This window comes from Paraburkholderia sp. GAS333, assembly GCF_050435665.1.
Classification (GTDB): Bacteria; Pseudomonadota; Gammaproteobacteria; order Burkholderiales; family Burkholderiaceae; genus Paraburkholderia; species Paraburkholderia fungorum_A.
Map to the genome: position 1 here is coordinate 485,527 of NZ_JBNDKS010000003.1, position 14,267 is coordinate 499,793.

A 14,267-nucleotide genomic window follows, 5' to 3' on the forward strand; every position below is an offset into this window, starting at 1 on the left:
CCTATGAAGTGAGTTCATCAATGCGTCGCGAAAGTTATAACGATCTGCTGGCTCTTATCGTCGTCGCGCGGGAGCGCAGTTTTACGCGTGCCGCCGCACAACTCGGCGTATCGCAATCAGCGCTGAGTCACACCATTCGTTCGCTCGAAACCCGTCTCGGGCTGAGGTTGCTGACCCGAACTACACGCAGCGTCGCGCCGACCGAAGCGGGCGAGCGCCTTCTTCAAACCATCGCGCCCCGGTTTGAAGAGATCGATGCGGAACTGGCTGCCGTCACCGAGTTCCGGGACAAACCGGCGGGCACGATCCGCATTACCGCGACTGACTACGCGACCGAAACGGTCCTGTGGCCGAGATTGTCGAAAGTCCTGCACGACTACCCGGATATCAAGGTCGAGATTACGACGGACTATGGTCTCTCCGATATCGTCGCGGATCGCTATGACATAGGCGTTCGCCATGGCGATCAGGTCGCCAGGGACATGATCGCGGTACGCCTCGCGCCGGAAATGCGTATGGCCATCGTGGGCACGCCGGAATACCTCGCGAAACATGCGCGGCCGAAGAAGCCGCAGGACCTGACGCGACACCAATGCATCAATTTGCGTTTGCCGACGCTGGGCGGGTTCTATCCATGGGAACTCAAAAAGGGGAGCCGCGAAGTGCAGGTCCGGGTCGATGGACAACTCGCGTTCAACGGGACCTACCAGATGCTGGCGGCTGCGCTGTCGGGATATGGCCTCGCCTATATCCCGGCCGACCTGGCCCAGGAACACGTCGAAGCGGGTCGTCTCGTCAAGGTACTCGAAGAATGGTGTCCGGTCTTCCCCGGCTTACATGCCTGCTATGCAACCCGTCGCGAATTCTCGCGGGCGATGACGGTAGTGATCGACGCAATCCGTTATCGCCATGACGAATCGAAAACATGAAATACGATTCATGAACTCAATTCATGGGAGCTTGCAGTTTTAGGGGCTTTATCGCTAGATATAAGCTCTCTATCATCTCTCTCTAACGACGAACGGGCGCTCACGGCATCGAGCACGAAGCGCTCTCGCAACCGCAGGCCCACCCTGCATGGAGAGATGATGATGGACTATGGATATCTGGGTCGCAGCGCCCTCAAGGTTTCGCCGCTCTGCCTGGGCGCGATGATGTTCGGCGGCGAAACGGATGAAGCCACCTCGCGCCGGATTATCGACAAGGCGTTCGATCAGGGCGTGAATTTTATCGACACCGCCGACGTGTATCACGCCGGCCGGTCTGAAGAAATCGTCGGACGCGCGATTGCGCAGCGACGCGACGATTGGGTCGTGGCGACCAAGTTTGGTTATCCGGCTTCGGCTACTGCTCGTCCCAACGAACAGGGGCAGTCGCGCAAATGGATTTGTCAGACGGTCGATGCAAGCCTGAAGCGTCTGGGCACCGATTACATCGACGTTCTCTACTTTCACCGCTCGCTGAACGATGCGCCTCTCGAAGAGGGGTTACGCGCGATTGGCGACCTGATTCGCCAGGGCAAGGTGCGTTACTTCGGATTGTCCAATTTCCGCGCGTGGCGTATTGCGGAAGTCGTGCGTCTCGCCGATCAGCTCGGCATTGATCGCCCTGTTGCACTCGAACCGGTGTACAACATGGTCGACCGCACGGCCGAGGTCGAGCTGATGCCTGCTGCGGGACACTACGGCATTGGCGTCGTGCCCTACAGCCCGCTCGCGCGCGGGGTGCTGACCGGCAAATACGCGCTCGACGGCGCGCCGCCTGCCGATTCGCGCGCGGGTCGCGGTGACAAGCGCATTCAGCAGACGGAGTGGCGTCCCGAATCGCTCGCTATTGCGCAGAAAGTCGCGGCACACGCTGCTGAACGCGGAACGACTTCGATCGCGTTCGCTATTGCCTGGGTGTTGAAGAACAAGCTTGTGAGTTCCGCTATTGCCGGTCCGCGCACGGAAGCGCATTGGGACAGCTATGTGGATGCACTGACACTGCAACTCGGTCCTGACGATGAGAAGTTTGTGGACAGTCTGGTGCCTCCGGGTCATGCGTCGACGCCGGGATATACGGATCCCAACTATCCGGTTGAAGGCCGACAAGTGACTGGTTGATCTGCTGGTTTGCACAACCCGTAGCAGCCTGGTACAGCGCAGATGTGATTGTGCGTTTGTTGCTGCTACGAGGACTTAATGCGTGGCTATTTTTTGGCAATTCATACTTGAAATCATCGAATAACTCGATGTGCCAAGGAATTTGTTACCGTATTAATCCAGGTCGTGTACTGCACAATTGAATCAATGCAATTAGCGACGGAAAAATCGTGCCTGCACCGCTGTATGGGTATACAGTCCAAGCATGGATCGCACCCGGTGGTCCTCATTTCTGGAGACATCATGCGACCATCGACTAAAGGTATTGCACATACGGCGGATAAAGTGAGCGAGTTTGCTCTGTCGCGACAGGCCCAGGCGCAAGCGCTCGACAAGGCCGACCGCGCAAGAGCAGAACAACGAAGCGCCAACGATGCGCGTATCGATTCCAATGCGAGCAAATGGCGCTATGCGGTGGCGGAAGATAAGGTTTGATGTTGCGAAGCCGAAGCTCATGTCCTGAATGATGTGGGCACCTCTTCGGTTCGCCGGTAAATAACATCGCGCCATTGTTCCCTGTCGGCAGCGGCTCTACACGTGCCGATTCGCCTTAACGCTGCGGATCGTGGCAGCAAACGCAAATCTTGTTCCCTTCAGGATCGCGGAAATACGCGCCGTAGTAATCGGGGTGGTACTCGGGTCGAAGACCGGGTGCCCCTTCACAAGCACCCTCGTTATCCAGCGCGCGAGCGTATGTGCTATCAACCGTTCGCCGATCGGGCGCGAGCAACGCCACCATTTGTCCGTTTCCATGTTCTGCCGCATTGCAGTCGTGTGGCCTGCCAATCAGAAACAGTGGGCGAGTTGCCCCATCGGCCACCCAGCCTGCCCATGGTCTACCGGGCTCGCAGAACTTCAGCTTGTGCCCGAGCGAATTCATGACGCTCGAATAGAATCTGAAGGCACGATCAAAATCGTTCACGCCGATAAAAACATGTGAAATCATCGTGTACGTCTCCAGAGCAGGCAGTGATGTTGATCCACATTACCACGGCGGAACTGGAGTCGACTTCCATCATCGTTCCTGCGCTACGCGCGCTATTCCCTCACTGACCTGTCGATGCCGTGGCCACCGTTTCCGCCGCATCCCACCCGCCTCCGAGCGACCGATACAAAGCAACCGCCGCGAGTGCGTGTTCGCGCTTCGCCTGGTTTAGCGACTCCGAGTCACGCAAAAACGCCTCCTGCGCAGCGAGAACATCGAGGAAACTGGATGCACCATTCTTGTATAGTTCCGTCGACAACTTCAGCGCATGATTCGATGCATCCAATGCGCCACCCAGCCGTTGCACCTGAACTCCACCACTCACCAGATCGCTACGGTTGTCCTCGATTTCCTTTAGCGCCTGCAACATCGTCTGTTGCAAACCGAGTTGCGATTCGCGCATGCGGCTCTCGCTTGCGTCGATATTCGCGGTAATTCGACCGGCGTTGAAAATCGGACTCGCTGCATTCAATGCGGCGCTAAAGAGATTGTCGGTCAGCGTCGGCATGCCGAGATACGACGAAGCAAGCAGGCCGTCCGCGAGATTGATCTTGAACTGCGGATAGCGCTGCGCTTTCGAAACCCCCACTTCCGCCGCACGCTGTTCGACCGTCGCATATGCGGTGCGCACATCGGGGCGCTGCAACAGCGCGTCGGACGGCAGCACCTGCGGCGCGCTCTGCGCGGGCACGGGAATATCGCGGGCATTGGCGAGCAGCAAACTGTCGATGCTCTCGGGCGTACGCCCCGAATACACCGCAATCAAACTCAATTGATGTTGCACGGCAGATTGAATCCGCGGAATCTGCGATTGCAAATCTTCGAGTTGATTCTGCGCACGCGCGACGTCGAGTTGCGTCGACAGTCCGTAGTGCAGCCGCTCCTGCGTGAGCTTCAGCGCGCGAGCGCGAATCTGCTCGTTGTCGCTGAGAATCTGCAATTGCGATTGCGCCCAGCGCAGATCGATATAAGCTGCTGCGGTGTTGGCCGCGAGAGCAAGCCTCACCTGATTCAACCCGGCCTGACGTCCCGACACTTGCGCCTGAGCCGCGAGAACCGCGAGACGTTCGCCGCCGAACACATCAGGCGTCCAGCTCGCCGTCAGTCCAATACCCGCCTGACGCACATAGCCGAGCGGTGGCGGCGTGTTCTGCCGCGTGTTCGACGCGGTGGCGTTCGCATTCAATTCGGGCAGCAATGCCGAGCGATTCTGCGTGACCAGATCCTGTGCCTGCTTCACGCGCTCCACTGCCGCTTGCACATCGAGATTACCCGTCAATACCGACTCGACCAGTTGATGCATCACGGGGTCGCCGAATTGCTCCCACCATGTATTGGCATTCACACTGTCCTGAGGCGCATCGACACTCCACGCGGCCGGCGCGATGGTCTTCACGGTTTGCGGCAAATCCGCGTGCGTTGCCGGTTGCACCGCGCACGCAGCGAGCGTCAACAATGCAGCGCTCGCCAGTACTTTCATCAGAATGGGCTTCATATCGATTTCCTCAGTGAGCTTCCGGCGGCGGCGCGGTATTGCCGAATGGGCGAGAGAACAGCACGCTCAACAAACCCACCACGAAACAAAGTGCTACGGCGAGAAAAGCGTCGGAGAAAGTGAGCACGAGTGCTTCGCGCATCAGTACCGAATGCAATTCGCCGAGTCCCGCGTTGGCCGCATTCAACACGTTTCCGCCAACCGATGCGAGATAGTCGGCCTGCTTCTGCAAGATGGATTCGACTACTGGGCGTCCCGCGTTCAGATGTTCATCGAGACGTTCATAGTGAAAGTTCAGGCGATCGTTGAGCATCGTGCTACTCACTGCAATGCCAATCGCGCCGCCCAGATTACGCATCAGATTGAAGAGACCGCTCGCGGAGCGCAGCCTCGACGGCGGCAATGCGCCGAGCGCCATCGTCACAATTGGCGGAATACAGAATTGCTGGCCGATACCGCGCAATGCTTGCGGGATCAGCAACTGTTGCCAGCCCCAGTCACTGGTCAACGGTACATACAGGTAGCAGCCGATGCCGAACAGCGCGAGTCCGAACACCATCAGCAGGCGCATATCGACAAAGCGCGCCAGCATCGAATAAGCGCCCAACGCCAGCAACTGAAAACAGCCGACCGATAACAACGCGAGGCCAATCTGCAACGAATCGAAGCCACGTACCCGCGCTAAAAACACGGGCGTCAGAAACACCGTGCAGAAAATTCCAATGCCAGTAATGAACGACAGCAAACTGCCAATGCCAAAATTGCGGACCGCGAGTGCGCGCAAATCGACAATCGGCTCTTTAGCGGTGAACGCATGCACGAGAAAAAGAAAGCCGCATATCGCCGACACCCACGCACAGAAGACGATCACGTCGTCGCCGAACCAGTTCTTGCGCGGCCCTTCTTCGAGCACATATTCCAGGCAACCGAGAAAGCCTGACATCAGCAGAATGCCGAGATAGTCGCCTCTTTTCAGCAGTGAAAGATCGACCCTGTCGATGTGGACATACTTCGGCACCAGTACCGTGACGGCAATACCCGGCACAAGGTTCAGATAGAAAAGCCAATGCCACGACCATTGCGACGTAATCCATCCACCGATCACCGGGCCGATAGTCGGCGCGAGCGACGCCAGTGCGCCGATCGTGGTCGACGCAATCAGACGCTGTTTGCCGGGGAAAAGAACGAACGCTGTCGTGAACACGGTAGGAATCATCGCGGCGCCGAGCGCGCCTTGCAAACCGCGAAACAGGATCATCGAATTGATGTCCCACGCGAGGCCGCACAACATGCTGGTAATCGTGAAACCGAGTGCGGAAAACGTAAATAGCCAGCGCGTCGAGAACACACGGGTGAGCCACCCGGACATCGGAATCACGATGATTTCCGCGATCAGATACGACGTCTGCACCCACGAGAGTTCATCCTGACTCGCGGACAAACCGCCGCCAATATCTCTGAGCGATGACGCGACGATCTGGATATCGAGCGTCGCCATGAAAAAGCCGACGCACATCAGCGCGAACGCCAGTACCTTCGTGCGCGTCGGCTGGTCGGCGGGATTGTCGAGAACCTGAGTCATGATCGTGTTATCCATGAGCGGGGGCATTGCTGGAATCGCCGGCACCGAGGTGGACTTTCACCGTGGCCGAGAGGCCGGGCCGCAACACGCCTTGCATGTCCTTCGGAACATCGAGACGCACTCGCACCGGCACGCGCTGCACGATCTTCGTGAAGTTGCCGGTGGCGTTTTCGGCGGGCAGCACGCTGAAGGTTGCACCGGTCGCGGGAGCCAGGCTCTCGACCACGCCATGAATCCGCTTGCTCGATGCATCGAGATCTACATCAACCCCATCACCGACACGCATCTTCTTCAACTGGTCTTCCTTGAAGTTCGCGTCGATCCACAACCCGCTCGACGGAACCACCGTGAGCAGCGAAACCCCCGTATTCGCCAGCAGGCCCACGCGCGCGGTGCGATTGCCTACATAACCGTCGATTGGGGAGCGGATCGTGGTGTACTCGACATTCAGCGCTGCAACGCGCTGAGCGGCCTGCGCGGTGGCGATGCGCGCCTCGGCGTCGCCGATCTGCGCATCGAGCACCGCGATCTGCCGCTGCGCTGCGATCAATGCCGCGCTGCTGCGATCCACGGCGGCGTGCGCCTTGGTCAGATCGGCGTCGGCCCGCTCGACCACCTGGCTCGATACCGCGTCGTCTTTCACGAGTTCGCGATAACGCGTCTGATCAGCGGCGCTGCGGGTCAATTCCGCGCCCGACGCGCGAACCTCGGCGGCCTGTTCGTTGATCGTCGCAAGCTGCAGCGATTTCTTCGCCTGCAACTCGGTGACCGCCGCCTGCGCGCTCTGCACTTCGGCACTGGCTTGTGCGAGGCGGGCATCGTAATCGCGTGCATCGAGCCGGATCAGCACCTGGTTCGCGTGCACGAACTGGTTGTCCTGCACCAGCACGTCCGTGACGAAACCGTTCACCTTCGGCGCCATCACGGTGACGTCGCCCCCTACGTACGCATCGTCGGTCGTTTCGACGAAGCGGCCGACGAAAAACCAGTAAGACACGGCCAGCGCCAGCGCGATCAGGACCGTGATGACCGAGAGCAGCATCCACGGAATGCGTCTTGCCTGTCTGGCGGTCTGAGCCGCGTTGGGCGGCGCGATAGTCGAAGGTGTAGTGGACATGATGTCGATATGTGCGTATGCACTCGGTGCGTTGAAAAAAACGGCGCAATGCGCCGGCCTTCTTTAACTCTTCATTCGTGCTTCAAACTGAATCCCGCGTGATCGCGAACAATTCCCCGCGCAACGCCGCCGCCCGCTGCTCGCCGAAGCGGTTCTCGAACTCGGCTTGCGCGGCGTACCAGTGCGTGCGCCCCGCTTTCAGGCGCTCCTCGCCTGCCGCCGTGAGCACGATTGAAAGCGTACGTCCGTCGGCGCCGAGGGTCTCGCCCGAGATCAGGCCATTGCGCCGCAGCGGCTGAATCGTGCGGACCAGCGTGGTGCGTTGCATCCGCATCGCTTCGGCCATTTGCTTCATCGTCATCGGACCTGTGCGTTTCAGGCGGCCTAGCAACGAAAACTGCGTGATGGTCAGCCCAACATTCGCCAGATGCCGGTCGTAAAGCTGCGAGACGTAACGCGCGGCCTGACGTATCGCAAAGCAGTCGTCGTCGAATAGACCTTCCATTGCCGTGCTTCCCGGTTCATGAGTGCGTATGCACATAACAGCGCGAAATAATGCCCGTCGAAACGGGCATATACGTGCCGACTAACCTGTGATGCTGAACAACTCTGCGCGCAGTGTTTTCGCGCGCCCCTGTCCGAACTTCTGCTCAAACTCGTCCTGCGCCGCGCGCCATGCAATCGCGGCCTGATCGAAGGTCGCTTCGCCTTTCTCCGTGAGACTGAACAGAAACGTACGACCGTCATGTTCCGCCGATTCAGTCGACACCAGGCCATCGCGCTGCAACGGCTTCATTGCGCGGACCAGCGTGGTGCGTTCCATCACCATCGCGTCGGCGAGATCCACCATGGCGAGGTTCGGCGTGCGCGCGAGCTTGGCGAGAATCGTGAACTGCGCAGCCGTCAGCCCGACCACGCCAAGATGGCGCTCGTAGATTTGCGTGACGTGCCGCGCCGCCTGGCGCAGCGCGAAACAGTTGCATTCGTCGTAAGAGATGGGACGTGTCATGAAAAGTAGCATATGTGTGCATACGCACAGAGTCAAGTTTTTTTGAATCTCGACGCTGACTGCTGACCTGCGAACCCACGGCCTACCCGCGCATCAAAAACGGCTCTTCATACATACGTCCGTTTGAAATTTCGCCGCAAGCCGCACCGCGCGTAGCGACAACGCACGCCCGGAGTTTGGATTAACGCCACTATATACAATTGCTCAGTAGCGGCTTAATGTTCAGCCGCCAACATTAAAAATTAAAAACAGATCAAGGAGACGTTAATGTCATCCCACGCCGCATCATCGAGGACCGCAATCCAGGTGGCATATGCCGATGCGGATTTCCGTATTAATACCGCTTCAACCGCATTGATCCCCGACTGGTTTACCTGAGAAAGCCGTAATCACCGGCATTGCCGGTGGCTATTGGTGTGCAGGGTCCATCACGCCCGCCAGTCATGGCTCCGCGTATTTGAGAACTGCAAACCGTGCTGATCCGGCCAGCACTCACGGTAATCGTTTCGCGCGCATTTTCAGCCGATTATCCCGCGACTCGCCCGCCAATCCGCGCACGTCGCCACGTGGGCAATTAGCATTCGCCGAATAACCAGAAGTATTCGCATGGTTCAGATATTCCATGCGCATTAATAGCGAAAGACAGCATCGAGGAGACATACAATGACTTTCAGACTGCGGAGTGAATCGTCCGCTCCAACTGTGCTCAGCGCACTCGCGCTGTCTGTGCTACTGGCAGCCTGCGGCGGCGGCAAACCCGACGATCCGGCCGCTGTCGCGGTCCCGCAATGTTCGGGCAGCACCTGTCCGGCCCAGGGCCAGCCGCCGAGCACGCCGGCGGTCGCCGCGAAGCTGTGCCCCGACACGCTCGACTACTCGACCACCTACACCGGCGGCTCGGGCAGCGGCGAATATGTGAAGGTGAAATTCGATTCGACGAAGAAGCAATACCAGATGACCTTCATCGATTCCGCCGTGCCGACCTCGGCGGGACAGGTGAACACCACGCGCGCGGGCCTGACGATCACCGGCGACTACGACAACCCCAGCGGCGCGCTCGCATTACCGACCGCCGAACAGAACCGCTGCGCGATCGTGCTGAAAAACGGCGCGACCGCCGACGGCAGCTATAGCGTCACGATCAATCCGCAAGATCCGCCGATGCTGTTCGTCGGCCAGGGGATTCTCGGCGGCGGCATTCCAGGCGCGACGATCCAGTTCGATGGCATCAGCACACTCGGCTTCCCGATTGGCCTGGTGCCGTCGCGCACCTTCGACTCATATCCGTTCCTCGGCTTCAGCGAGACCGTCACCGATTTTTCGCAAGTAGCCGGTACGTATAACGAAGTCGGCTTCCGGGTGAATCCCGAAGGCTCGACCGTGCAGAGCACGGATGGCGGCATCACCATGACCGGCTGGGCGCCGACCGCCATTCAGACCACCGAGACGCTCAACGCGGACGGCACCTGCACGTCGAGTTCATCGCTCTACTCGTGCTCGCTGACCGGCACGCCGTGGACCTTGCGCACCAATGCCGACGGCACGCCGGACAATGTTTTCATCAGCAATACGCCAGCCACTTCGCCGACCCTCGGCTACCCGGCAGTCGGCGTGGGCACCGAGCAGGTGCTGTTCGCGCAGAGCCTTGCGCACGGCATCATGATTGTCGGCAAGGTGAACAACCAGCTTGTGCCGGTGATGATCCGCGTCGGTTACGCGCACACCGATGCCGGTACCGATATCGCCAGCATCTTCAACAACGCGCTCGACGATCAACTCGGCATCTCGCTGCTGGCGCCCGCGACCACGGTCGCTCAGACCACGCTGACGGGCGGCTATATCGGCGCGAATAGTGCGTCGGCGTGCGGCGCGGTGACCACGATCGGCCAGAATCCGTCGACCATTTACGACAACGGTACCTACGTCTATGCGGCGACGGGTTCGTGCAGCGACGGCAGCGCGTCGTTCAATGCGGGCGTGAACTACGGCGCCACGTTGTTCCAGAATCCGACGGCGGCGTTGCTGAATCCGTTCACGTCGTCGGTATCGAGCAATCTCGCGCTCGATTACACGCAGACGCAACCGGGCTTCATCAACGTGACCGCGAACAAAGACCTGATGTCCGGCAGCACGTCCATCTTCAAGGCGGGCGATACCGGCGTGATGGTCAAGGTCGGTCCGGTGTACGGGCTGCTGATGAACGGCATCAACCCAACGTACCTGACCAACGACCCGAGCAACGTCTACCACGTCAACCCGTTCCTCGCGATCGGCGCGTTTGTCGAGTAAGTCCGCATCGGCCTACGCGAAATGAAAACGGCTCGCCGGGATAAACCGGCGAGCCGTTTTTTTCATTCACACCAAACTCAAAGCGCGAGCACCGTCACCCCTACTTCCACGCGATGCGCGCCGCCGCCGAGAATCATCCCGCGCAGTAGCGACACGTCGCTGTAATCGCGGCCGATGGCGAGCGTCACATGATCGAGGTCGGCGAGCACGTCGTTGGTCGGATCGAGATCGATCCAGCCGCTGCCGGGGCAATACACCGACACCCACGCATGCGACGCGTCCGCACCAATCAGGCGTGGCTGCCCCGGCGGCGGGTCGTTACGCAGATAACCGCTCACGTAACGCGCGGGCAACCCTAGCGAACGCAGACAGCCGATCATCACCTGCGCGAAATCCTGACACACGCCGCTCTTCAATTCGAAAGCGCGCTCGGCCGGCGTATCGAACATCGTGGCCGACGGCTTATACGCGAAGTCTTCGTGAATGCGATGCATCAGATCGATCGCGCCCGCCGCCACCGGCTGGCCGGGCGGAAAACTCGGCAACGCATAGTCGCGCAGCGACGCACGCAGCGCGATATTCGGCGACGCGAAACAGAACTCGACCTCCGCCCGAAACTGTCCGCCGACACGAAACCGCAATGCGTCGGCCACTTCGTCCCAGGCGGGCGTCGCGTCGGGATCGAGATCGGTCCAGCGCGGCGTGAGCGCCACCGTCGTTTCGCTGACGAGTTGCAGGCGCTCGTGCGGCGTATCGAGCGCGAAGTACAGCACGTCGTTGCCGAAGGCATCGATACGGCTATTCAGATACGACGGCTCCGGCTCGATCCGCTCGTCGTGCGAGACGACGCGCTGCCACGAACACGCAATCGGACGGATCGTCGCGAGATGCTGCGCGGTCTCGACATACGTGGAATAACGATAAGTAGTGCGGTGCGAAACCGACAGGACGACGGGTGCGTTTTTCATGACCATACCTGTGACGCCACCGTGCTCGCGTGACTGAAATAGCGCGCGCTGATTTCATGCGCGGCCGCCCCGACGAAGCCGCCGATCAGATCGCACACGCCGGTCAGACGCTCGTACGAACCGTTTTCGTCGACGCTGCACAGCGATTCGAGCGACGGCAACGACGAAGCCGGCGGCATCAATTCCGCAAACGGGCGATGCCGCGTGCTGCCCGCCGCCACGGCGATCTCATCGAGCTTCTTGCGCAAACGGTCGTACACACCGTAGATGCCGCGCGGATTGGTCGGCTCGATCACCAGCAGGTCAAGCAGCGCCGGCACTTCGAAACGTCCCGGATACAGCGAGCGATACGTCAGCGTGCTGTCGAACAATTGCAGCAGCAGGTCGAAACCGGCGGGCGTCGCGAGCTGACCTTTGTCGGCGATGACGCGCAGAAACGATGCCATCGACGAAACGCGCTCGATGTGACGTCCGACGAACAGCAAACGCCATGCTTCGTCGCGTGTCATGCGGTCGCCCTGTGCGCCGCTGATCGCCGATAGCTGCACGGACAGGTGTTCGAGCGCATTCACCAGCGTAACGCGGTCGTAGCGATCGTGACGCTCGCCGCGGCCATTGCTCTGCGATTGAGATTGCGACTGCGACTGCGCTTGCGCTTGCGACAAACCACCGCCGTTCAACCCGGCAGCCACCGGCATCAACGTCTGCAACGCATCGCGAAAATCGTTACGCGCGGCGAGAATCGTGCGCCAGTGATCGTTCGACAGCCGCCCGCGCACTTCGCCGTTCGAGCGTGCCTGACAATTCAGGTTCTGGCCGATGCTGGCCATCCCCGCGCTTTCGCTCAGATTCGCGATCAGCGCGCGTTCGAAGTGTTGGGGCGAATGCGGTGAAAACAGGTCGCCGGATTGCACCAGCCCGCACTGCATTGCAAGTTCGACCAGGGTCGGGAACATCGCGTCGGCGTCGTTGCCTTCCAGCGAGCCGAGAATCAGCCGCAGCAGGCGCACGTTGTTTTCCGCGCGTTCGCCATAACGTCCGGCCCAGAACAGATTTTCCGCCGCGCGGCTCGACACGGTGCGATGCTTGCGCGCGAGGTCGGCGGGTTGCATCGGCGAAGGCAGCAGCGTGAAGGTCGAAGTCGGCTGGCTCGACAGCACCCATGTATCGACGCTGCTGCCGCCGTACTGCATCGATACCGTGGTCTGCCGCTCGGCGGCCATCCGCGTGAAGCCGCCTGGCATCACATGCCAGCCGCCGTTGGCGTCGGCGATTGCATAGACGCGCAGCACACTCGGACGGCGCCCAATAGTGCCCTCTTCGTAACGCGGCGTGCACGAAAATCGCTGCGGCTGCTGGATGGTGAACGTATCGGGCAGCGCTTCGATCCGCTCTCGCCATGCGTCCAGCTTCTGCCGGCCCTGCTCGATGCCGGGCGGTGCATCGCGCCCGCTGACCGGCCATGTCGGCACGATGAACGCCTCGTCCAGCCGCGCGAACGCGTGCTCGCGCGCCGCCGTTTCGCCGCACCACCAGGTCGCGACGCTCGGCAGCACGAGGTCTTCGCCAAGCAGCGTTTCGGCGATGCCGGGCAAAAACCCATGCAACGCGGGCGACTCGACAAAACCCGACCCCGGCACGTTCGATACGATCACGTTGCCCGCACGCATCACCTGCAATAAGCCGGGCACGCCGATGCTCGAATCGGCGCGCAATTCGACCGGATCGCAGAACGCGTCGTCAAGACGGCGCAGCACCACATGCACGCGCTCCAACCCCGCCAGCGTCTTCAGATACAGCTTGTCGTCGCGCACGGTCAGGTCCTTGCCTTCGACCAGCGTGACGCCCAGATAGCGCGCCAGAAACACGTGCTCGAAATACGTTTCGCTATACGGCCCCGGCGTGAGCAACGCGATATGCGGCGACGTATCGGCGCGGCTGCCCTCGGTGCTGTCGTCGTGCCGCATCGTGGCCTGGGCCGCCTGCGCGAGCGTCGCGATCAGTTGCGAATAGGTTGGCGCGAGACGGCTCACGCGCATCGAACGGAACGGATCGGCGAACAGCGACGACACGATGAGCCGGTTTTCCAGCGCATAACCGAGACCGGACGGCGCTTCGGTGCGATGCTGCATCACCGTCCAGTCGCCCCCGGGCGTACGCGCGAGATCGACTGCGACGACCTGCAGATACTGGCCGCCCGGCGGCGTATAACCTTTCACCGGGCGCAGATAGCCGGGATGCCCGAACACCAGCGCGGGCGGCAACTGCCCGCGTTCGAGCAGGGTCTGCGGCCCGTAAATATCGGCGACGATTGCATTGAGCAGATGCGCGCGCTGCATCACGCCCTGCTCGATATGCGCCCACTCGTCCTCGCTGATCAGGAACGGCAGCAGGTCGAGCGCCCATGGACGCGACTCGCCGTTATCCGCGTAGACGTTGTAGCTGATGTCGTTATCGCGGATCTGCTGCGCGACCGACGCGACGTGATCCTCCAGCCGCGCCACGCCATCTTCGCCGAGCCGCTCGAAGAACTGACGCCACGGTTCGCGCAGTGCGCCCGTGGCGTCGCGCAACTCGTCCCAATGTCCCTCGTAGCCCGGCAACAGGCGTAACAGGGACGAAGCGTCCGCGTGGGCCGCGGACGTTTCGAAGGGAAAAGTCGATTGAAAAGCCAAGAT

12 protein-coding genes are annotated in these 14,267 nt (G+C 60.6%); 4 read left to right on the forward strand and 8 right to left on the reverse strand.

The window, feature by feature from the left end; all coding sequences use genetic code 11:
- Positions 1–20 precede the first annotated feature (20 nt).
- The 3 genes from ABH945_RS17935 to ABH945_RS17945 all read left to right on the forward strand — a co-directional run bounded on the left by ABH945_RS17935 (position 21) and on the right by ABH945_RS17945 (position 2,579).
- Positions 21–929, forward strand: a complete 909-nt coding sequence (locus tag ABH945_RS17935) for a LysR family transcriptional regulator (RefSeq protein ID WP_074770096.1) — start codon at positions 21–23, stop codon at positions 927–929.
- A gap of 162 nt (positions 930–1,091) precedes the next feature.
- A complete protein-coding gene (locus ABH945_RS17940) occupies positions 1,092–2,105 on the forward strand; it encodes an aldo/keto reductase (RefSeq protein ID WP_429251914.1) in 1,014 nt (337 codons plus the stop codon).
- A gap of 282 nt (positions 2,106–2,387) precedes the next feature.
- Positions 2,388–2,579 carry a hypothetical protein gene (locus tag ABH945_RS17945; RefSeq protein ID WP_429251386.1) on the forward strand — a complete coding sequence of 64 codons (192 nt, stop codon included), beginning with the start codon at positions 2,388–2,390 and terminating at the stop codon, positions 2,577–2,579.
- A 115-nt stretch (positions 2,580–2,694) separates the two neighbouring features.
- On the opposite strand, the gene ABH945_RS17950 is transcribed toward ABH945_RS17945, so the two are convergent.
- The 6 genes from ABH945_RS17950 to ABH945_RS17975 form a co-directional block, all read right to left on the reverse strand.
- Positions 2,695–3,090 (reverse strand): VOC family protein, encoded by a 396-nt coding sequence (locus ABH945_RS17950; RefSeq protein WP_429251387.1) that lies wholly within the window; start codon positions 3,088–3,090, stop codon positions 2,695–2,697.
- A 100-nt stretch (positions 3,091–3,190) separates the two neighbouring features.
- Positions 3,191–4,624, reverse strand: coding sequence for an efflux transporter outer membrane subunit (locus ABH945_RS17955; RefSeq protein WP_429251388.1), 1,434 nt, complete (start codon positions 4,622–4,624; stop codon positions 3,191–3,193).
- 10 nt (positions 4,625–4,634) lie between these two features.
- Positions 4,635–6,206 carry a DHA2 family efflux MFS transporter permease subunit gene (locus tag ABH945_RS17960; protein WP_429251389.1) on the reverse strand — a complete coding sequence of 524 codons (1,572 nt, stop codon included), beginning with the start codon at positions 6,204–6,206 and terminating at the stop codon, positions 4,635–4,637.
- A gap of 7 nt (positions 6,207–6,213) precedes the next feature.
- Complete coding sequence (locus ABH945_RS17965; RefSeq protein WP_171910312.1) at positions 6,214–7,323, reverse strand: HlyD family secretion protein; 1,110 nt, start codon at positions 7,321–7,323, stop codon at positions 6,214–6,216.
- 82 nt (positions 7,324–7,405) lie between these two features.
- Positions 7,406–7,828 (reverse strand): MarR family winged helix-turn-helix transcriptional regulator, encoded by a 423-nt coding sequence (locus ABH945_RS17970; RefSeq protein WP_074770112.1) that lies wholly within the window; start codon positions 7,826–7,828, stop codon positions 7,406–7,408.
- An 81-nt stretch (positions 7,829–7,909) separates the two neighbouring features.
- The gene (locus ABH945_RS17975) at positions 7,910–8,332 is read right to left on the reverse strand and encodes a MarR family winged helix-turn-helix transcriptional regulator (RefSeq protein ID WP_074770114.1); all 423 of its coding nucleotides are present in this window, start codon (positions 8,330–8,332) and stop codon (positions 7,910–7,912) included.
- Between the two features lie 663 nt (positions 8,333–8,995).
- Here ABH945_RS17975 and ABH945_RS17980 point away from each other — a divergent pair.
- The gene (locus tag ABH945_RS17980) at positions 8,996–10,621 is read left to right on the forward strand and encodes a DUF2957 domain-containing protein (protein ID WP_429251390.1); all 1,626 of its coding nucleotides are present in this window, start codon (positions 8,996–8,998) and stop codon (positions 10,619–10,621) included.
- 77 nt (positions 10,622–10,698) lie between these two features.
- Here ABH945_RS17980 and ABH945_RS17985 read toward each other — a convergent pair whose 3' ends face one another.
- Together ABH945_RS17985 and ABH945_RS17990 are read right to left on the reverse strand one after the other, a co-directional pair.
- Positions 10,699–11,589 (reverse strand): transglutaminase family protein, encoded by an 891-nt coding sequence (locus tag ABH945_RS17985; RefSeq protein ID WP_074771187.1) that lies wholly within the window; start codon positions 11,587–11,589, stop codon positions 10,699–10,701.
- Positions 11,586–14,264: a circularly permuted type 2 ATP-grasp protein gene (locus ABH945_RS17990; RefSeq protein ID WP_429251391.1), complete on the reverse strand. Its 2,679-nt coding sequence runs from the start codon at positions 14,262–14,264 to the stop codon at positions 11,586–11,588. Before ABH945_RS17990 ends, ABH945_RS17985 begins: the two co-directional genes overlap by 4 nt.
- Between the last annotated feature and the right edge of the window lie 3 nt (positions 14,265–14,267).

What these genes read in the sequence shown, in the direction of transcription:
- ABH945_RS17935 (WP_074770096.1), top strand. Translation starts at nt 21, where the DNA reads ATGCGTCGCGAAAGTTATAACGATCTGCTGGCTCTTATCGTCGTCGCG.
- ABH945_RS17940 (WP_429251914.1), top strand. Translation starts at nt 1,092, where the DNA reads ATGGACTATGGATATCTGGGTCGCAGCGCCCTCAAGGTTTCGCCGCTC.
- ABH945_RS17945 (WP_429251386.1), top strand. Translation starts at nt 2,388, where the DNA reads ATGCGACCATCGACTAAAGGTATTGCACATACGGCGGATAAAGTGAGC.
- ABH945_RS17950 (WP_429251387.1), bottom strand. Translation starts at nt 3,090, where the DNA reads ATGATTTCACATGTTTTTATCGGCGTGAACGATTTTGATCGTGCCTTC.
- ABH945_RS17955 (WP_429251388.1), bottom strand. Translation starts at nt 4,624, where the DNA reads ATGAAGCCCATTCTGATGAAAGTACTGGCGAGCGCTGCATTGTTGACG.
- ABH945_RS17960 (WP_429251389.1), bottom strand. Translation starts at nt 6,206, where the DNA reads ATGACTCAGGTTCTCGACAATCCCGCCGACCAGCCGACGCGCACGAAG.
- ABH945_RS17965 (WP_171910312.1), bottom strand. Translation starts at nt 7,323, where the DNA reads ATGTCCACTACACCTTCGACTATCGCGCCGCCCAACGCGGCTCAGACC.
- ABH945_RS17970 (WP_074770112.1), bottom strand. Translation starts at nt 7,828, where the DNA reads ATGGAAGGTCTATTCGACGACGACTGCTTTGCGATACGTCAGGCCGCG.
- ABH945_RS17975 (WP_074770114.1), bottom strand. Translation starts at nt 8,332, where the DNA reads ATGACACGTCCCATCTCTTACGACGAATGCAACTGTTTCGCGCTGCGC.
- ABH945_RS17980 (WP_429251390.1), top strand. Translation starts at nt 8,996, where the DNA reads ATGACTTTCAGACTGCGGAGTGAATCGTCCGCTCCAACTGTGCTCAGC.
- ABH945_RS17985 (WP_074771187.1), bottom strand. Translation starts at nt 11,589, where the DNA reads ATGAAAAACGCACCCGTCGTCCTGTCGGTTTCGCACCGCACTACTTAT.